The following is an 18,087-nucleotide window of genomic DNA, read 5'->3' on the forward strand; positions in this document are numbered from 1 at the left end:
GTCCGCCCCGAAGCCCGACCCACGGGCTGCGACTGGAGGATTTCTGCACGACCTGGCTGTCGGCTGTCATCACCAGCTCCGAATCGGCGCCTTCTTCCGGTGACGGAGCACGCCCCGACCAGACCGGAGTCAGCCATGTCCGACCACCCCGCCGACCGCGAACCCGAGCTGCTCACCATCACCGAGGCCGCCGAACTGCTCCGCGCCCCCGTCGCGACCCTGCGCTACTGGCGCCACCTGGGCACCGGGCCGCGCAGCTTCCGCCTCGGCCGCCGAGTCCTCTACCGCTCCGACGACCTACGGAGCTGGATCGACTCTCAGCGAGGTCCGGACGGGAGTGCAGCTCGCGACCCAGCTTGAGTGTCTGGGGAGCAGGATCGAGCCGCGGCCCTACTGGTGCGCCCCCGAGCAGGCGAAGCTGAGCGGACCTCGATGCGCCTCCAGGTGGCACACCGACGGACGATCGGGCTGAGAGGCTGAGCGATGGCGTACAAGCGTGGAGACCGCTGGGTGGGCTTCTACCGGGATGCCTCCGGCAAGCAGCACACGAACGGGAAGTTCAAGCTCAAGCGGGACGCCGACCGCTGGGAAGAGGAGCAGAAGGCCGCCATCCGCAACGACGTCTGGGTCGACCCAGGCAGATCGAAGCTGACCGTCGGGCAGTGGGCGGATACGTGGATCGCCGGCCGCGTGCACCTCAAGCCCAAGACGCTCGCCTCGTATCGGTCGCTGCTGACCACCCAGGTGCTCCCGACCTGGGAAGCGGTGCCGCTGACGAAGATTCGCCGATCGGACGTCGTGGCCTGGGTGGCGGCCATGCGGGCCGCCGGGCTGTCCGCCTCTCGCACCCGACAGGCCTACCACCTCCTCACGTCGATGCTGGAGGACGCCGTCAAGGACAGCCGGCTGGCACGGAACCCCGCATCCGGAGTCGACCTGCCCCGGCTGCCCAAGTCCGAGCGCCGGTACCTCACCCACGCCCAGCTGGCCGAGCTCGCGGATGGGGCCGGACCGCACCGCCTGCTCCTCCTGGTGCTCGGCTACACCGGACTCCGCTGGGGTGAGGCCGCGGCCATCCGGGTGCGGCGTGTGGACCCGCTACGCGGCCGGATCGCCATCGTGGAGTCCGTGGTCGAGGTCAACGGGCAGCTGATCTTCGGCCCACCGAAGACGCACCAGCACCGGACCGTCGTGGTGCCGAGGTTCCTGCGGGAGGAGCTGGCCCAGCAGGTCTCCGGTAAAGCTCCTGACGACCTCCTGTTCTCCTCGCAGACCGGCACGCCGCTCCGTGTCTCGAACGTGCGCCGTCGCTGGTTCGACCGCGCGGCGGCTGCGGCAGGCCTCCCCGGCCTGACTCCGCACGAGCTGCGGCACACCGCCGCGTCCCTGGCCATCGCCTCGGGCGCCAACGTCAAGGCGGTGCAATCGATGCTCGGCCACGCCAAGGCGGCGATGACCCTGGACCTCTACGGCCACCTGTTCGGTGACGAGCTGGACGCCCTCGCCGACCGCTTGGACGCCGCTCGTGCTGACATTCTGCTGACATCGGGCCGGTCGGGCGCCGAGGTGATCGCCTTCGATCGACCCTGAGAGCTCGCTGACCTGCGCTTTTGTGCGTGCCCCCGGCAGGATTCGAACCTGCGACACACGGTTTAGGAAACCGATGCTCTATCCCCTGAGCTACGGGGGCCACGGCGCTGGACCACCGCGCCGGACCGACGCCCAGAGGCTAGCCGGTGGCCCCGCGGAACCACCGCAGCACCCGACTCGTCGGTACGGGAGAGAGAGCGGACGCTTCCAGCGGGTTACGGTGCTGGGGAACGAGCCGAGCCCCGGCAGCGTCGCCGGGGGTCAGGAAGGTGGGTCGCAACGATGGAGACCACGGTGGTCGACGTCCCCGAGCGGGGGCGCTTCGAGGTCCGGCAGGGCGAGCGCGTCGTCGGACTGGCCAGCTACCACGTGGACAACGGTCAGATGACCCTCCCGCACACCGAGGTGGACCCTGCCGTGGGCGGGCAGGGGATCGGCACGGCGCTGGTCGCCGGCGTCCTCGACGCGGCGCGCGAGCGCGGGCTGACCGTGCTCCCCTACTGCTCCTTCGTCCGCCACTACATCCAGCAGCACCCCGAGCTGGTCGACCTCGTCGCGGCCGAGGACCGGCCGCACTTCGGCCTGGAGCCCGCCGAGCGCTGAGCCGGCGTCCGCCGGGCGGGCGGTCCGGGGCGCCACCTAGGCTGCCCGGGTGCCCGAAGGCCACACGCTGTTCCGCCTGGCGCGGCACCTCCAGCTCCCCTTCGCCGGCCGCCCGGTGCACGTGACGAGCCCGCAGGGCCGGTTCGCGGCCGGCGCCGCGCTGCTGGACGGCCGGGTGCTCGACGAGGTGTTCTCCTACGGCAAGCACCTGTTCGCCCGCTTCGGCGGCGACCACCTGCACGTGCACCTGGGCCTCTACGGCACCTTCCTCACCGGCACCGGCACGCCCCCGGTGGCCAAGGGGGCGCTGCGGATGCGCTGGGTGGCCGACGGGCCCGACGGCGCCGGGGTGTGGGCCGACCTGCGCGGCCCGACCGCGTGCGAGGTGCTCCCGACCCCGGAGGTCGAGCGGATCCTCGGCCGGCTGGGGCCCGACCCGTTGCGGCCGCGTGCCGACGGCGCGGTCGCCCACCGGCGGATCGCGGGCAGCCGCACGGCGGTGGGTGCCCTGCTGATGGACCAGTCGGTGCTCGCCGGCGTCGGCAACGTCTACCGCGCCGAACTGCTGTTCCGGCACCGCGTCTCGCCGTTCCGCCCCGGCAAGGCCGTCGGCGCCGACCTGTGGGCAGCCATGTGGCGGGACCTGGTGACCCTCATGCGGGCCGGGGTCCGCATGGGCCGCATCGTGACCACCCGCCTCGAGGACCGCTCCCGCCGCAGCGGGGCGGTGACCCGGGAGGACGCCCACTACGTCTACCGGCGCACCGGGCTGCCCTGCCGGGTCTGCGGCACCCCTGTCCGCACCGAGGTGATGGCCGGCCGCAACCTCTACTGGTGCCCGGTCTGCCAGGCCGCCTGAACCCACCGGCCGGCACCGGCGGCGCGTGTACCGTCGAGGAGGATGAGACGTCGGTCACGCTGGGCGATCACGGTGACCGCGGTGGCCGGGCTGGTTGGGTTCCCCACCGCGGCCTCGGCCGCGCCGGTGGAGCGGGAGGCCCCGCGGACCAGCACGGGTTACGACGTCTCCCACCCGCAGTGCGGCGACGACCTCCCCGACGATGCGGCGTTCGCCGTCGTCGGCGTGAACGGCGGGCTGGCCACCCGCACCAACCCCTGCCTCGCCGAGCAGCTGGAGTGGGGCGCCGGCTCGTCGGGCGAGGTGCCCGGTCAGCCGCCGCTGCAGCTGTACCTCAACACCGCCAACCCCGGCCAGGTGCGCGACCGGGTCGTCACCTGGCCCTCCGCGGGCGAGACCCCCTACGGCGAGTGCGACGGCGCCAACTCGATGGCCTGCAGCTGGCAGTACGGCTGGGAGCGGGCGCGCACCAGCGTCCAGTGGTTCTTCCGGCCCGCCGCGCGGTCGGTGCCGCTGGACAGCCGCCCCGAGCACTACACGTGGTGGCTCGACGTCGAGACGATGAACACCTGGCAGCAGGGATCCGCCGACGCCCGCGCGCGCAACCGGGCGACGCTGGAGGGGATGACCGAGTACCTGACCGAGCGGGACGGCCGGGTGGGCGTGTACTCGACGGGCTACCAGTGGGGCCGGATCGTCGGCGACGTGCCCGCGGCGAGCAACCTGGCCGACCTCGACAGCTGGCTCGCCGGCGCGGACGACCGGGCCGACGCCCGGGACCGCTGCGACGCCGACCCGCTGGTCCCCGGCGGCCGGGTGGCGATGGTGCAGTGGGTCGAGGACGACCTCGACCACAACCACGCCTGCCGCAGGGGCGCGAGCGGCTAGAGAGCGCCCTTGCCCGGCTCCCCCGCCGGGACCGGGGTCAGCCGGCGGACGTCCAGCGGCGCGGCCAGCTTGCCGGCCAGCGCCGCCCCCAGGGTGCTCAGCGCCTCGGCCTTGCCGTGGGTGCGCAGCGCCTCGGGGCTCTCCCACCGCTCCACCATCACGAAGACGCCGTCGCCCTCGTGCAGCGCGTAGAGCTCGCACCCGGGCTCGGCGTGCACCTGCGGCACGGCGGCGAGGATCGCCTCGCGGACGGCGTCCACCGCCTCGGGCTTCGGGGTGATGGTGGCGACGACGACGACGGACACGGGGCCCTCCTGGGGACGACGGGGATCGAAGCGCCCGGACGGTTGCCCTGGTGGCGCGGCCCCGGCCGGGCCAGGATGCCAGGGTGGTCGACGACGGCACTCCCCCTCCCCCGGCTGCTGACCACCCGCTGCGCGTCGCGGTCGTCGGCGCCGGACCGGCCGGCATCTACGCCGCCGACGCGCTGACCCGGCAGAGCGAGGTACCGGTCGCCGTCGACCTGGTCGACCGGCTGCCCACCCCGTTCGGCCTGGTCCGCCACGGCATCGCCCCCGACCACCCGAAGATGCGGGCGATCCGCGACACGCTCCACCGGAGCCTGGACCACCCGCTGGTGCGGTTCGTCGGCAACGTCGAGGTGGGCACCGAGCTCCCGCTGGAGGAGCTGCGCGCGCACGTCGACGCCGTCGTCTACACCTACGGCGCCGCGCTCGACCGGCACCTGGGCATCGAGGGCGAGGAGCTGCCCGGCAGCCTGGCCGCCACCGACCTCGTGGCCTGGTACACCGGCCACCCCGACGCCGACCGGGCCACCGTGGAGGCCGCCCTGACCGGTGTCCGGCGGGCGGTGGTGATCGGCGTGGGCAACGTCGCGCTCGACGTCGGGCGCATCCTCGCCCGCACCGGAGCGGAGCTCGAGCCGACCGACATGCCCCAGCACGTCATCGACGCGCTGGCCGCCGCCCCCGTCGAGGAGGTGACGGTGCTCGGCCGCCGCGGCCCGGCGCAGGCCACCTTCACCACCCAGGAGCTGCGCGAGCTCGGCGGGCTGGCCGCGGCCACCGTCCTGGTCGACCCCGCCGACCTCGAGCTCGACGCCGAGACCGAGGCCCGGGCCGCCGCCGACCGCAACGCCACCCGCAACCTCGCCGTCCTGCGCGAGTGGTCGGCCCACGCGCCGGAGCCCGGCCGCACCCGGCTGCGGCTGCGCTTCTTCTCCCGCCCGGTGCGGCTGCTGGGCACCGACCGGGTCACCGGTGTCGAGGTCGAGCGCACCGCCGTCGACGGCGACGGCCGGGCGATCGGCACCGGCGAGTTCGAGGTCCTCCCGGCCGACCTCGTGGTCCGCTCGGTCGGCTACCTCGGCACCCCGCTGCCCGGGCTGCCGGTCGACGGGCGCACCGGCACGGTCGCCCACGACGGCGTCGGGCGGGTGCTCCGCGACGGGCGCCCGTCGCCCGGCGAGTACGCCGCCGGGTGGATCAAGCGCGGCCCCACGGGGGTGGTCGGGCACAACAAGCACGACGCCCGGGAGACGATCGCCGCGCTGCTGGCCGACGCCGCCGACGGCACGCTGCGGGTGCGCGGGCCGGTCGACGACCTGGTGCGCACCCTGCGGGCCCGCGGCGCGGAACCGGTGCTGCTGGACGACTGGCGGGCCATCGACGCCGCCGAGCAGGCGCTGGGCGCGAGCCGCGGCCGGGCCCGGACCACCCTGCACGAGCGCGAGGGGCTGCTGGCCGCGGTCCGGGCGGCCGCGGCCCGGGGCCGCTGATTCAGCGCAGCACGGCGAGCAGTTCCCGCGCCGACGCCTCGTCGGCCGCGGCCACGAACCGGATCAGCGCGCCGGTGTCAGGTGCCAGCCGCAGCGGTTCCCCGCGGTCGGTGAGCACGGTGCCCCCGGCCGCGAGCAGCACCGCCAGCCCACCGGCGACGTCGTGCACGTGCGTGCCACCGCGGTCCAGGTCGTGCCAGGCCGCCGCCGCGCCGTCGGCGACCAGGCAGAGGTCGACCGCCGTGCAGCCGGTGATCCGCACCCGGCGGGCCGTCGCCGGCACCGCCACCGCGGTGCCCCGCGGCCCGCTGGGGACGACGACGGTGCCGCCGGGCCGGGTGCGCACCGCTACCCCGTCCCGGACGGCGCCGTGCCCCTCGACCGCCGCCCAGCGCCGGCCCGAGGAGAGGTCGGCGACCTGCCCGGCGACCGGGCGGCCGCCGTCCACCAGCGCGGCCGAGAACGCCCACGGCGGCAGCCCGGCGGCGAAGTTGCCGGTGCCGTCGAGCGGGTCGAGCACCACCCACGGCCGACCGGCGTCCACCACGGTGTCGCGGCTCTCCTCGCTGAGCACCGGCACGCCCAGCGCGCCGAGCACCTCGACGGCGGCGTCGTGGGCGGCCGCGTCGGCGGCGAGCGCCGGACTGCCGTCGCGCTTGGTCCGTGCCTCACCGGTGCCGTGCGCGAGCGCCACCGCCGTCTCCACCCGGGTGGCCGCCAGGGCCGCGAGGTGCGCGAAGCGCAGCGCCAGCGGCGCGTCCGCCGGGGGCGGGGGGACGTCGGTGCACCGGCCGGTCGCCAGGTGCCGTACGCGGTCGCAGCCCCACCCCGCCGCGGCGGCGAGCACGGCCGGGTGGTCCAGCGGCACGCCGGCCCTTCGGATGACCACGGCGGAGGCGGTGGCCTCGTCGGTCCACTGCCGGCGGACCAGCACCACCTGGCCCTCGTCGCCGACCAGCACCCGCGCCCACGGGTCGAGCACCGCCGGGGCCAGCGCGGCCGGCGAGAGCCCCAGCCCCTCGGCCGCCACCGGCAGGTCGGCGCTGGTCGCCGTGCGCAGCCCCGCCTCAGCCACTGTTGCGCAGCGCGGTCGCGATGCCGTTGATGGTCAGCTGGATGTTGCGGCTGGTCAGCTCGTCGTCCTCGCCGCCCCGCCGTCGCCGCAGCATCTCCACCTGGAGGTGGTGCAGCGGCTCCAGGTAGGGGAAACGGTTGCGGATCGACCGGGCCAGCGACGGGTTGTCGGCCAGCAGCTCGTCGCCGGTGACCGCCAGCGCCATCCGGCGGGTGCGCTCGTGCTCGGCGGTGATCCGGTCGAACACCCGCGCCCGCAGCTCCTCGTCCGGGACCAGCTCGGCGTACCGGGCAGCGAGCCCGAGGTCGGTCTTGGCCAGCACCATCCCCATGTTGGACAGCACGGTGCGGAAGAACGGCCACCGGCGGTGCAGCTCGCGCAGCTGCTCCAGCCGCTCGGCGGAGTCCCCGACCCACCCCTCCAGCGCCGACCCGGTGCCGTACCAGCCGGGCAGCATGATCCGGGTCTGCGACCAGCTGAACACCCAGGGGATCGCCCGCAGGTCGGCGATGGAGTCCCCGGCCTTGCGCGAGGGCGGGCGGCTGCCGATGTTCAGCTCGGCCAGCTCGCCGATCGGCGTGGCCGCCCGGAACCACTGCACGAACCCGGGGGTCTCGTGCACCAGCTCCCGGTAGGCCCGCTGCGCCCGGGCGGCGAGGTCGTCGAGCAGGGCGTAGGCCTCGTCGGCGTCGGCGCCGAGGCCCTCGACGTCGAGCAGCGTCGACTCCAGGGTGGCGGCGACCAGCGCCTCCAGGTTGCGCCGCGCGAGGTCGGGGTCGGCGTACTTCGCGGCGATGACCTCGCCCTGCTCGGTGATCCGCAGCGCCCCGGCCACCGCGCCCGGTGGCTGGGCGCGGATCGCCTCGTAGCTGGGCCCGCCGCCCCGGCCGACGGTGCCGCCGCGGCCGTGGAAGAGGCGCAGCCGGATGCCCTCGCGGCGGGCGAGCTCCACCAGGTCGAGCTCGGCGCGGTAGAGCGCCCAGTTCGCGGCGAGGTAGCCGCCGTCCTTGTTGCTGTCGGAGTAGCCGAGCATGACCTCCTGCACGTTTCCCCGGTTGGCCAGCAGCGACCGGTACAGGGGCTGGTCGAGCACCGCGCCGAGCGTGGTCGCCGCCGCCTGCAGGTCGTCGATCGTCTCGAAGAGCGGCGAGATGCCCACCGGGCAGGTCGGGCCGTCGGGGCCCGCCGGGTCGAGCAGGCCGACCTCCTTGAGCAGGACGGCGACCTCCAGGACGTCGCTCACCGACTCGCACATGCTGATCACGTAGTTGGGGATGGTCCGCGGGCCCAGCAGCGCCACCCGCTCGGCCGCGGCGAGCAGGACGTCGATCTCCTTGCGCGTCTCCTCGGAGAGCTCGGCGTCGGGGCGCACCAGCGGGCGGCGCAGCGTCAGCTCCCCGGCGAGGAGCTCCACCCGCGCGGCCTCGTCGAGCCCGGCGTAGTCGTCGCACACCCCGGCCCAGGCGAGCAGCTCCCCGACGACCTGCTCGTGCACCGACGAGTTCTGCCGCAGGTCCAGCCCGCACAGGTGGAAGCCGAACACCTCGACCGCCTCGCGCAGCCGCCGCAGCCGGTCGTCGGCGAGCGCACCGGCGCCGTGGCTGCGCAGCGAGGCGTCGACCACGTCGAGGTCGGCCCGCAGCTCGTCGGGGCCCTCGTACGGGGGCAGCGCCGGCAGCGGGCCGGTGTCGGGGGGCTCCGCGCCGGGCACCCGGGCGGCGGTGGCCGTCAGCCGCGCGGAGATGCCGGTGAGGGCCCGCCGGTAGGGCTCGTCGGCGCGGAACGGTGAGTCGTCCCGGGACACCTCCGCGAGGTGGTAGAGCGCCGGCGTCGGCGTGACCAGCCGGTCGGACATCGACAGCTCGCTGCGCAGCGCCGCGAGCTCGGCCAGGTGGTGGGCCAGCGCCGTGCCGGCCTGCCGGGAGGTGGCCCGGCGCAGCGCCTCCGCGGTGACGAACGGGTTGCCGTCGCGGTCGCCGCCGATCCAGGAGCCGGGCAGCAGCAGCGGCCGGCGCAGCACCCCGGCCCCGGGCCAGCGCTGCTCGACCGCGCGGCGCACCTCGGCGTTGATCGCCGGCACCACCTCGAACAGGGAGAGCTCGTAGTAGCGCAGCGCCTCGTCGATCTCGTCGGTCAGCTGCAGCCGGGACAGCCGCAGCAGCGCCGTCTGCCAGAGCGTGAGCACCGAGCGCCACAGCCGGGCCGACCACTCCGGGTCGACGTCGCCGTCGGCGGCGCGGTCCCGCTGCCGGATCAGCTCGGTGACCTGGCGCTGGACCTGGAAGACGGTCTTGCGGCGCACCTCGGTGGGGTGTGCGGTGACGACGGGGCAGACCAGGGCGCCGGCGAGCTCGCGGGCCACGGTGTCCTCCGCGACGCCGGCCTCGTCCAGCAGGGCGAACGCCGCGGCCAGGCTGCCCTGCTGCGGCGGGGACCCGGCACGCCGGTGGTGCCGGCGGCGGCGCTCGTGGTGGATGTCCTCGGCCAGGTTGGCCAGCAGCGAGAAGTGGCTGAACGCCCGGATGACGTGGTTGGCCGAGCGGACGTCCAGCCCGGCGAGGCGGGCGGCGAGCCCGGCGCGGTCGACCTCGGAGCGGCGGATGCGGAAGGCCTCCACCCGGGTGGACTCGACCAGCTCCAGCACCTCGGGCCCGGCCTGCTCGCCGATGACCTCGCCGAGGACGCGTCCCAGCAGCCGGATGTCCTCCCGCAGCGGTTCGTCGTCCGCCCGGTCAGCGGTGCCGGGAGCACCGTGGCGGCGGAGGTCGGCGACGTCGACAGTGGCTTCGCTCACACCTGCAGTATCGGGGACGCGGGTGACGCGCTCGTGTCGCCCCCGCTACGGGCTCGTCCAGGGGCTCGCCGACGGCGACGACATCGGCGAACTCGGGCCCTCCGGCTCCCCGACGGCCCGAGAACGCCGATCTCGCCGGCCGGCCGCGGCGCGGTCGACGGGCCCGCGGTCCTTCAGTGCTCCAGCTCCCGCAGGCACTGCGCCGCGAGCTGGTCGCCGGCCGCGGCGCCCAGGCGGAACTGCTCCACGGCGCCCTCGAGGTCCCCGCGGTCGGCCAGCAGCACGCCGAGGTTCTGGTGGCAGTAGGCGTCGCCGGCGGCGATGCCGCTGCGGTAGGCCTCCTCGGCGGCCTCCTCGTCGCCGAGCTCCTCGCGGTAGAGGTTGCCCAGCGGGAGCCAGGCCACCTGCTCGCCGAGCTTGGCGCCCCGCTCGAGCACCGACCGGGCCTCGGCCGACCGGCCGGTCTCGCGCAGCAGGTGGGCGAGGTCCGCGCGGGCGGCCGGGAAGTGGTGCTGACCGGCACGCAGGTCGTCCTCCAGCGCCGGGTCCAGCGTGGAGCACCAGCGCCAGCAGGCGACGACGGCCGCCGCCTCGGCGTCGCCGGCGGCGGCGAACTCCTCCGCGACCGCCATGGCCTGCTCGCGCTCCCCCTGCTCGCGCAGCAGGAACGCCAGCTGCAGGCCACCCTCCAGGTCGCCGGCGGTCGCCGCCCCCCGGTAGGCGCGCATCGCGCCGGCCAGGTCGCCGAGGTCCTCGAGCACCAGGCCCAGGTTGCGCCAGGCGTCGGCCTCGCCGCCGCGCAGGGCGACCTCGTAGGCCTCGACCGCCTCCTCCCAGCGCTGCTGGGCGGCGAGCGAGTTGCCGAGGTTGAACGCGGCGACGGAGTCGCCCAGGTCGAACGCGCGGCGGAAGCAGGCCTCGGCATCGGTCTGCCGGCCGGCGTCGGCCAGGTCGCAGCCGAGGTCGATCAGGGCGTCGGCGTCGTCGGTGGCGAGCAGCCGCCGCAGCCGCACGTCCAGGTCCTCGGTCATGCCGCAGATGATCGCGGCGAGGGGGCGCGCTGCGCGCCCCCTCGCCCCCCGACCTCACCCCAACGGAGCGGCACGGGGCCGGCCGGTCACCCGATCAGCCGACCCGGGCCGCCCATCAGCTGCCGAACGCCTCCCGCCAGGCCGGCAGGAGGGACCCGCGCACCCACTCCAGGTAGGGCTCCTGCTGGTCGCCACCGATCTGCACGAGGGCCAGGTGGGTGAAGCCCGCCTCGGCGTACTCCCGGGCGCCCTCGATCACCGCCTGGACGTCGTCGCCGCACGGGATGGACCCGGCGACGTCGTCCGGGGTGACGAACTGGCTCGCGGCGTCGAAGGCGCTGGTGCCGGGCAGCTCGGCGTTGACCTTCCAGCCCAGGCCGAACCAGCGGAACAGGCCGTGCGCCCGCTGCACGGCGGCGTCCCGGTCCGTGCCGAAGCTGATCGGCATCTGCGCGACCTTCGGCTTCCCGGCGCCGCCCGCGCTCTCGAACTGCTCCACGAGCTCGCTCATCGGGTCGGTGGCGACCAGGACGTCGGCCAGCTCGCCGGCGATCGTCGCCGCCTGCTTGCCGCCCGCCGCGAAGCCGATGGGCACCCGCTTGTCCGGCAGGTCCCACAGCTTGGCGGACTCGACGTCGAAGTGCTCCCCGCGGAAGTTCGTGTAGCCCTCCCCGTCGAACAGGTCGCGGATGATGTGCAGCGCCTCCACGATGCGCTCGTGCCGCACGTCGGCCGCGGGCCACCCGCCGCCGACGACGTGCTCGTTGAGGTTCTCCCCCGCGCCGATGCCCAGGGTGAAGCGGCCCTCGGAGAGGATCTGCAGCGTCGCGGCCTGCTGCGCCACGACCGCCGGGTGGTAGCGGAAGGTCGGGCAGGTCACGTAGGTCATCAGCGGGATCCGGCTGGTCGCCTGCGCCGCCGCCCCGAGCGTCACCCACGCGTTCGGCGAGTGCCCCATCTCGTCCAGCCACGGGGAGTAGTGGTCGCTGCTGACGGCGAAGTCGAACCCGACCTCCTCGGCACCGGCCACATGGCGGACGAGGTCCCTCGGCCCGGCCTGCTCGGTCATCATCGTGTAGCCCAGCTGCAAAGACATGCCTGCCCGGCTACCCCGCGGCCCGGCGGGCAACCGCTACGCGCGCTCGGCCCTCAGCGCCTCCCGCAGCTTGGTCTTCCCGCTGGTGCGCAGCAGCGCCCCGGCGTAGACCCGGCCGCCCAGGCGGACGGCCGCCACGATCGCCACCAGCATGACCGCCACGGCCACGGCGACCTCCCACGCGGCGGCCTCGCCGGCGGCCTGCCGGACCGGCATGACGAGCGGGGAGAGGCCGGGGACGTAGGAGGTGACCACCGCGAGCGTGCCACCGGGGTCGGCCGCCGCCTGGATGCCGACGAAGAAGCCGCCGATGAGCAGGACCATCATCGGGGTCAGGACGCTCCCGAGGTCCTCCTGCCGGCTGACCAGCGACGCCGCCACCGCGAAGGCGGCCGCGTAGAACGCGTACCCCAGCACGAACCACAGGACGACCGACACCACGGTGCCGATCAGGGCACCCGGTACGGCGACGACGTCGAAGGCGAGCGCGCCCCCCACGGCGATGACGCCGATGAGCACGATCTGGGCCAGCCCGAGGACACCGAGCCCGATGATCTTCCCCGCGAGCAGCTGCCAGGGGCGCATGGTCGCCAGCAGCAGCTCCACCACGCGGCTGGCCTTCTCCTCCACCACGCCCTGGGCCACGAACTGCCCGAACATGATGAGCAGGCCGTAGAGCAACCCCACGCCGATGATCGCGACGAGGACCTGCTGCTGGTCCTCCTCGTCGTCGGCTGCCAGCGCGGTCACCTCGACCTCGGGGACCGCGTCCAGGTCGACGCCGGCCTCGGCCAGCTGCTGGGCGACCGCCACCCCGCTGACGGCGGCGTTGACCACCGCCTCCATCGTCGCGTCGCGGTCCTCCACCAGGAGCTCGGGCGCCGGACCGCCACCGGCGAGCAGCGCGCCGTCGACGTCCCCGGTCTCCACCGCCTGGCGCGCCGCGGCCTCGTCGTCCAGCGGCACCACCGTGACGTCGATCCCGATGGCCTGGCCCTGCGCCTCGACGGCCGGCCCGAGCTGGGCGGTGTCGCCCACCACCCCCAGCCGGGGCTCCTCGCCGCCGGAGTTCACGGCCACCTGGAAGCCGAGGATGCCGATCAGCAGCACGACGGTGAGGACGACGCCGATGATGAAGTTCTTGTCCCGGAGACGGGCGGAGATCTCGCGGCCGGCGACGAGCCGGACGAGCTCGGCGCTGCCCGGGTCGCGCCCGGCGTCCCGGGTCGGGTCCGGGGCGCTCACGCCGCCACCTCCTGCTCGGTGCGCGGATCGGCGACGGCGCCGCGGAACAGCTCCACCAGCGTGGGCTCCCGCCAGGCGAAGTGCGCGACCCGCCCGGTCCGCACCGCCGCGGCCAGGACCGCCTGGTCGTCGGCGTGCCCGGCCAGGTCCAGCAGCGTGTCGCCGGCCTGCTCGGAGACGACGCGGACGCCCGGCAGGGCGGTGGCCCAGCCCGGGGCGGCGTCGGGGACGACGACGCGCAGCAGGCGACCGGCCTCCCGCCGCCGCAGCTCCTCCACGGTGCCGGTCGCGACCATGCGCCCGCGGGCGAGGATGCCGACCGAGTCGCACAGCCGCTCGACCAGGTCCAGCTGGTGGCTGGAGAAGACCACCGGCACACCGCTGCGGACCTGGTCCAGCAGCGCCTCGGCCAGGGAGTCGACGCCCACGGGGTCCAGCCCGGAGAACGGCTCGTCCAGGATGAGCACCTCGGGGCGGCTGACCAGCGCGGCAGCGAGCTGGACGCGCTGCTGGTTGCCCAGCGACAGCTTCTCCACCGGGTCGCCGCGGCGGGCGCCCAGGCCCAGCCGCTCGACCCACTCCTCGGACGCCCGCGCGGCCGCCGCCCGGTCGAGGCCGTGGAGCCGGGCGAGGTACGCCACCTGCTCGCCGACCTTCATCTTCGGGTACAGCCCGCGCTCCTCCGGCATGTAGCCGACCCGGCGGCGCAGCACCTGGTCGAGCCGCCGGCCCTGCCAGCGCACCTCGCCGGCGTCGGGCAGCACCAGGCCCATCGCGATGCGCATCGTCGTCGTCTTGCCGGCACCGTTCGAGCCGCAGAAGCCGAACATCGAGCCGGGCCGGACGGCGAAGCCCACGCCGTCGAGCACCTGGTTGTCGCCGTAGCTCTTGCGGAGCCCGTCGAACTCGAGCACCGGTCCTCCTGCCGTCGTCCTCCTGTGTCGACCGACCGTATCGGTCGGTGGCCTGCGGGACGACGACGTACCGGGGACGTGTCCGGGAACGGTGCGCGACCGGTCGCGCCGGGGCGCCTCCTGCGGTGTCATCGGCGCATGAGCGAGAGCGACGGCGTGGCGCGGCCGCCTGCCGGGGTCGGCCTGGCGGGGCTGCGGTCGGCCGCGGCCGGGTGCCGGGCCTGCGAGCTGTGGCAGGACACCACCCAGACGGTGTTCGGGGAGGGGCCCGAGACCGCCCGGGTGGTCTTCGTCGGCGAGCAGCCGGGTGACCAGGAGGACCGGAGGGGCGAGCCGTTCGTCGGCCCCGCGGGCCGGTTGCTCGACCAGGCCCTGGCCGACGCGGGCATCGACCGCCGGGACAGCTACGTCACCAACTCGGTCAAGCACTTCTCGCACACGGTGAAGGGCAAGCGGCGGATCCACCAGACGCCGCGGGCCGAGCACCTGCGGGCGTGCCGGCCGTGGCTGGAGGCGGAGTTCGCCGTCCTGCAGCCCGAGGTCGTCGTGGCCCTGGGTGCGACGGCGGCCAAGGGGCTGATCTCGCCGTCGTTCCGGATCACCCGCGACCACGGCCGGCTGCTGCCCTGGACCCCGCCGGGCGCCCCGGCACCGACCGAGGACGACGACGAGGACGCCCCGCACCAGACGTGGATCCTCGCGACCACCCACCCGTCGGCGGTCCTGCGCACCCCCGACGAGGCGCGCGCCGCCGCCTACGACGCCCTGGTCGCCGACCTGCGCACGGTCGCCGGGGCGCTCGCCTGATCCCACCATGTGGACTACCGGCGAGTAGGAACCACCGGTACCGGTTACGGCGTCGGTGCGCCCGGCCGGCCTCGCCACTCTCGGGGGCGGGCGAGCCCGGCCGGGTCCCGGCGCTCAGCCGGTCCGGTCGACGGCCGACCGCGAGGCGCGGAAGAACCAGAACGAGGGCACCAGGAGCGCGACGGCGGCCATCGCGACCAGCACCACGACACCCCCGGACGCCATCGCGAAGGTCACCCCGGCCGCGCTGGCCAGGCCACCGGCGCGCAGGTCGCCCAGCCGGGGGCCGCCGGTCACCACGACGATGAAGACGCCCTGCATGCGGCCGCGCATCTCCTCGGGCGCCGCCGTCTGCAGCATGGAGCTGCGCAGCACCGCGCTCACCATGTCACCCGCGCCCGCGACGGCCAGGCAGAGGACCGCCAGCCACAGCGTCGGCGCGAAGCCGAAGCCGATGATCGCCACCGCCCACACGGCGATCGAGACGATCACCACGGCGCCCTGCCGGTCGACCTTCGACACCCAGCCCGACGTCAGCCCCATCGCCAGCGCGCCGATCGAGATGCCCGCGAAGAGCCAGCCCAGGCTGTTGGGCGACTCGGCGTACCGGGTCTCGGAGAGCTCGGGGAACACCGCCTGCGGCCAGGCGAACAGCATCGCGACGACGTCGACGACGAAGGTCATCAGCAGCACCGGCTGGGTGCGCAGGAAGGCGAACCCCTCCCCCACCCCGCGCACGGCGGCGCCCAGGCGCAGCTTCCCCGCGTCGCGGCCCGGCGGCAGCGGCGGCAGCCCGCGCAGCAGCGCCGCCGCGACCACGAAACCGACCGCGTCGATGGCGTACGCGGTGAACAGCGAGCCCAGCCCGATCAGCAGCCCCGCGAGCAGCGGGCCCACGATCACGCCGATCTGCCGGACGGTCATCGCCAGCGCGTTGGCGGCGGGCACGCGGTCGGTGCCCACCAGCGCGGGGATGACCGCGTAGCGCGTCGGCGAGTTGACCGCGGTGAAGGCGGAGACCGCGGCCGTCAGGACCCACAGGAGGGCCAGGTTGCCGCCGCCCGGGAGCAGCGCCTGCGCGGCGAGCAGCGCGCTGGTCACCGCCGCGCCGACCGAGGTGACCACCAGCAGCCGCCGGCGGTCCATGGCGTCCGCGATCGCCCCGCCCAGGAGCCCGAAGACGACCAGCGGGACCAGCGCGACCACCGAGGTCACCCCGACCATGAACGAGGAGCCGGTCAGCAGGAAGACCTGGAAGGGAACGGCGACCAGCGTCATCTGCTGGCCGATCGTGGTGGTGGCGATGCCCCAGAACAGCCGCCGGTAGCGGGGGTCCCGCAGCGGCGTCGTGTCGATCGCCCAGCCGCGCCGGCGCACCCGCTCCGGGACCGGCTCCTCGACCGGCGCGCCCCCCTCGACCGGGTCGACGGGCTGGCTCACCGCGTCCGCCGTGCGCTCACGGGGCGAGCCGCTGGACGATCCAGCCCCCGCCCTCGGCCGTGTCGCGCACGAAGCGCAGCCGGTCGTGCAGCCGGTCCGCCCCGCCCTGCCAGAACTCCACCCGCTCGGGGACCACCCGGTAGCCGCCCCACACCTCCGGGCGGGGCACCGGGCCCTCCGGCGTCTGCTCGTCGAGCAGCCGCACGCGCTCCTCGAGCTCCTGCCGGGAATCCACGACGGTCGACTGCACCGAGGCGACCGCGGCCAGCTGCGAGCCGCGCGGCCGGGGGTCCCACAGCCCGTCGGAGGCGGCGTCGCCGATCCGCTCCACCCGGCCGGTCACCCGCACCTGCCGCTGCAGCGCGTGCCAGGGGAAGACGAGCGCGGCGCGCGGGTTCACCGCCAGCTGCGCGCCCTTGGCGGAGGCGTAGCTGGTGCCGAACACGATGCCGTCGGTGTCGTAGCCCTTCATGAGCACGATCCGCGCGTCCGGCGCACCGTCGGCGTCGGCGGTCGCCACCACGACGGCGTTGGGCTCGGGGATCTCCGCGGCGACGGCGTCGGCGAACCAGCGGTCGAACTGCTCGACCCAGGACGGGGCGAGCTCCTCCTCGCGCAGCCGCCCGAGGGTGTAGTCGTTGCGCATGCGGGTCAGATCGGGCACGCCGACATGCTGGCACCGGGCCCGCGGGACGGCGCGGGAAGGCGCCCGTGCCGCCCCGGCTGTGCCGGGCCGGGCCGGACGGCCTAGGGTCGGCTGGCAACCGTGCGCCGGTCCCCCGAGCGCACGTGGGTCCCGCGCGCAGAGGAGCTTGCGAGATGGCCGACGACTTCGTACCCGGCCTGGAAGGCGTCATCGCCTTCGAGACCGAGATCGCCGAACCGGACAAGGACGGCGGTGCGCTTCGCTACCGCGGCGTCGACATCGAGGACCTGGTCGGCAAGGTCACCTTCGGCAACGTCTGGGCACTGCTGGTCGACGGCAAGTTCGGCCCCGGCCTGCCGCCGGCCGAGCCGTTCCCGATCCCGGTGCACAGCGGCGACGTCCGCGTCGACGTCCAGGCCGCCCTGGCGATGCTGGCCCCGTTCTGGGGCTACCGCCCGCTGCTGGACATCAGCGCCGAGGAGGCGCGCGACCAGCTGGCCCGCGCCGCGGTGATGGCGCTGTCCTACGTCGCCCAGTCCGCCCGCGGCATCGGCGTGCCCGCCGTCCCGCAGAGCCGGATCGACGAGGCCGCGACGATCGTGGAGCGCTTCATGGTCCGCTGGCGCGGGGAGCCCGACCCCCGCCACGTGGCCGCGGTGGACGCCTACTGGACCTCCGCCGCCGAGCACGGCATGAACGCCTCGACGTTCACCGCCCGCGTCATCGCCTCCACCGGTGCCGACGTCGCCGCCGCGATGTCCGGCGCGATCGGCGCCATGTCCGGCCCGCTGCACGGCGGCGCCCCCTCCCGGGTGCTGCACATGCTCGACGACGTCGAGAAGACCGGTGACGCCGAGAAGTACGTCAAGGACCTGCTCGACCGCAAGGAGCGGTTGATGGGCTTCGGCCACCGCGTCTACCGCGCCGAGGACCCCCGCGCCCGCGTGCTGCGCCGCTCGGCCCAGGAGCTCGGCGCCCCGCGCTTCGAGGCCGCCCTCGCCCTGGAGAACGCCGCCCTCAAGGAGCTGCGCGAGCGGCGCCCCGACCGGCCGGTCGAGACCAACGTGGAGTTCTGGGCGGCCATCGTCCTCGACTTCGCCGAGGTGCCCAGCCACATGTTCACCTCGATGTTCACCTGCGCCCGCACCGCCGGCTGGTGCGCGCACATCCTCGAGCAGAAGAACACCGGCCGCCTCGTGCGCCCGTCGGCCCGCTACATCGGTCCCGCGCCGCGCAAGCCCGACGCCGTCGACGGCTGGGACACCATCAACACCAAGGCCGCGCAGCCGGCCTGACGAAGG

17 protein-coding genes and 1 tRNA gene are annotated in these 18,087 nt (G+C 75.1%); 8 read left to right on the forward strand and 10 right to left on the reverse strand.

Features of this window, described 5'->3' with window-relative positions:
* Window positions 1–135 precede the first annotated feature (135 nt).
* Together E9549_RS01650 and E9549_RS01655 are read left to right on the forward strand one after the other, a co-directional pair.
* Window positions 136–360, forward strand: coding sequence for an AlpA family transcriptional regulator (locus tag E9549_RS01650; RefSeq protein WP_236824834.1), 225 nt, complete (start codon window positions 136–138; stop codon window positions 358–360).
* Between the two features lie 123 nt (window positions 361–483).
* Entirely contained in the window at window positions 484–1,590 is a 1,107-nt protein-coding gene (locus tag E9549_RS01655) for a site-specific integrase (protein ID WP_236824835.1), read from the forward strand.
* Between the two features lie 27 nt (window positions 1,591–1,617).
* Here the strand turns inward: E9549_RS01655 and E9549_RS01660 are convergent.
* A tRNA-Arg gene (locus E9549_RS01660) sits at window positions 1,618–1,690 on the reverse strand.
* Between the two features lie 182 nt (window positions 1,691–1,872).
* On the opposite strand from E9549_RS01660, the gene E9549_RS01665 reads away from it, so the two are divergent.
* From E9549_RS01665 to E9549_RS01675, 3 genes are read left to right on the forward strand one after another with little or no spacing between them, the layout of a single operon-like run.
* A complete protein-coding gene (locus tag E9549_RS01665; RefSeq protein ID WP_236824836.1) occupies window positions 1,873–2,193 on the forward strand; it encodes a GNAT family N-acetyltransferase in 321 nt (106 codons plus the stop codon).
* Between the two features lie 49 nt (window positions 2,194–2,242).
* Complete coding sequence (locus E9549_RS01670) at window positions 2,243–3,052, forward strand: zinc finger domain-containing protein (protein ID WP_236824837.1); 810 nt, start codon at window positions 2,243–2,245, stop codon at window positions 3,050–3,052.
* A gap of 42 nt (window positions 3,053–3,094) precedes the next feature.
* A complete protein-coding gene (locus tag E9549_RS01675; RefSeq protein WP_236824838.1) occupies window positions 3,095–3,940 on the forward strand; it encodes a hypothetical protein in 846 nt (281 codons plus the stop codon).
* Here the strand turns inward: E9549_RS01675 and E9549_RS01680 are convergent.
* The gene (locus tag E9549_RS01680; RefSeq protein ID WP_236824839.1) at window positions 3,937–4,245 is read right to left on the reverse strand and encodes an antibiotic biosynthesis monooxygenase family protein; all 309 of its coding nucleotides are present in this window, start codon (window positions 4,243–4,245) and stop codon (window positions 3,937–3,939) included. The genes E9549_RS01675 and E9549_RS01680 overlap by 4 nt on opposite strands.
* 83 nt (window positions 4,246–4,328) lie before the next feature.
* On the opposite strand from E9549_RS01680, the gene E9549_RS01685 reads away from it, so the two are divergent.
* Complete coding sequence (locus tag E9549_RS01685; RefSeq protein ID WP_236824840.1) at window positions 4,329–5,738, forward strand: FAD-dependent oxidoreductase; 1,410 nt, start codon at window positions 4,329–4,331, stop codon at window positions 5,736–5,738.
* A gap of 1 nt (window position 5,739) precedes the next feature.
* Here the strand turns inward: E9549_RS01685 and E9549_RS01690 are convergent, their stop codons facing one another.
* The 6 genes from E9549_RS01690 to E9549_RS01720 form a co-directional block, all read right to left on the reverse strand.
* Window positions 5,740–6,813 (reverse strand): inositol monophosphatase family protein, encoded by a 1,074-nt coding sequence (locus E9549_RS01690; protein WP_236824841.1) that lies wholly within the window; start codon window positions 6,811–6,813, stop codon window positions 5,740–5,742.
* On the reverse strand, window positions 6,806–9,607 hold the full coding sequence (gene ppc, locus E9549_RS01695; RefSeq protein ID WP_236824842.1) for a phosphoenolpyruvate carboxylase: 2,802 nt from the start codon (window positions 9,605–9,607) through the stop codon (window positions 6,806–6,808). Before ppc ends, E9549_RS01690 begins: the two co-directional genes overlap by 8 nt.
* 173 nt (window positions 9,608–9,780) lie before the next feature.
* Window positions 9,781–10,638, reverse strand: coding sequence for a tetratricopeptide repeat protein (locus E9549_RS01700; RefSeq protein WP_236833421.1), 858 nt, complete (start codon window positions 10,636–10,638; stop codon window positions 9,781–9,783).
* Window positions 10,639–10,753: 115 nt separating this feature from the next.
* Window positions 10,754–11,734: a TIGR03557 family F420-dependent LLM class oxidoreductase gene (locus tag E9549_RS01710; protein ID WP_236824843.1), complete on the reverse strand. Its 981-nt coding sequence runs from the start codon at window positions 11,732–11,734 to the stop codon at window positions 10,754–10,756.
* A gap of 36 nt (window positions 11,735–11,770) precedes the next feature.
* Entirely contained in the window at window positions 11,771–12,979 is a 1,209-nt protein-coding gene (locus E9549_RS01715; protein ID WP_236824844.1) for an ABC transporter permease, read from the reverse strand.
* Complete coding sequence (locus E9549_RS01720) at window positions 12,976–13,893, reverse strand: ABC transporter ATP-binding protein (RefSeq protein WP_236824845.1); 918 nt, start codon at window positions 13,891–13,893, stop codon at window positions 12,976–12,978. The genes E9549_RS01715 and E9549_RS01720 overlap by 4 nt, the downstream gene beginning before the upstream one ends.
* Window positions 13,894–14,031: 138 nt before the next feature.
* On the opposite strand from E9549_RS01720, the gene E9549_RS01725 reads away from it, so the two are divergent.
* Window positions 14,032–14,700, forward strand: coding sequence for a UdgX family uracil-DNA binding protein (locus E9549_RS01725; protein ID WP_236824846.1), 669 nt, complete (start codon window positions 14,032–14,034; stop codon window positions 14,698–14,700).
* Window positions 14,701–14,814: 114 nt separating this feature from the next.
* On the opposite strand, the gene E9549_RS01730 is transcribed toward E9549_RS01725, so the two are convergent.
* Both E9549_RS01730 and pdxH read right to left on the reverse strand, forming a co-directional pair.
* Window positions 14,815–16,140: an MFS transporter gene (locus E9549_RS01730; protein ID WP_236824847.1), complete on the reverse strand. Its 1,326-nt coding sequence runs from the start codon at window positions 16,138–16,140 to the stop codon at window positions 14,815–14,817.
* Window positions 16,141–16,156: 16 nt separating this feature from the next.
* Entirely contained in the window at window positions 16,157–16,804 is a 648-nt protein-coding gene (gene pdxH / locus E9549_RS01735) for a pyridoxamine 5'-phosphate oxidase (RefSeq protein ID WP_236824848.1), read from the reverse strand.
* Window positions 16,805–16,959: 155 nt separating this feature from the next.
* Here pdxH and E9549_RS01740 point away from each other — a divergent pair, with 155 nt between their 5' ends.
* Window positions 16,960–18,081 carry a citrate synthase 2 gene (locus E9549_RS01740; RefSeq protein WP_236824849.1) on the forward strand — a complete coding sequence of 374 codons (1,122 nt, stop codon included), beginning with the start codon at window positions 16,960–16,962 and terminating at the stop codon, window positions 18,079–18,081.
* Window positions 18,082–18,087 lie beyond the last annotated feature (6 nt).

The organism is Blastococcus sp. MG754426 (genome assembly GCF_021699055.1).
Classification (GTDB): Bacteria; Actinomycetota; Actinomycetes; order Mycobacteriales; family Geodermatophilaceae; genus Blastococcus.

What these genes read in the sequence shown, in the direction of transcription:
- E9549_RS01650 (WP_236824834.1), top strand. Translation starts at nt 136, where the DNA reads ATGTCCGACCACCCCGCCGACCGCGAACCCGAGCTGCTCACCATCACC.
- E9549_RS01655 (WP_236824835.1), top strand. Translation starts at nt 484, where the DNA reads ATGGCGTACAAGCGTGGAGACCGCTGGGTGGGCTTCTACCGGGATGCC.
- E9549_RS01665 (WP_236824836.1), top strand. Translation starts at nt 1,873, where the DNA reads ATGGAGACCACGGTGGTCGACGTCCCCGAGCGGGGGCGCTTCGAGGTC.
- E9549_RS01675 (WP_236824838.1), top strand. Translation starts at nt 3,095, where the DNA reads ATGAGACGTCGGTCACGCTGGGCGATCACGGTGACCGCGGTGGCCGGG.
- E9549_RS01700 (WP_236833421.1), bottom strand. Translation starts at nt 10,638, where the DNA reads ATGACCGAGGACCTGGACGTGCGGCTGCGGCGGCTGCTCGCCACCGAC.
- E9549_RS01710 (WP_236824843.1), bottom strand. Translation starts at nt 11,734, where the DNA reads ATGTCTTTGCAGCTGGGCTACACGATGATGACCGAGCAGGCCGGGCCG.
- E9549_RS01725 (WP_236824846.1), top strand. Translation starts at nt 14,032, where the DNA reads ATGAGCGAGAGCGACGGCGTGGCGCGGCCGCCTGCCGGGGTCGGCCTG.
- E9549_RS01740 (WP_236824849.1), top strand. Translation starts at nt 16,960, where the DNA reads ATGGCCGACGACTTCGTACCCGGCCTGGAAGGCGTCATCGCCTTCGAG.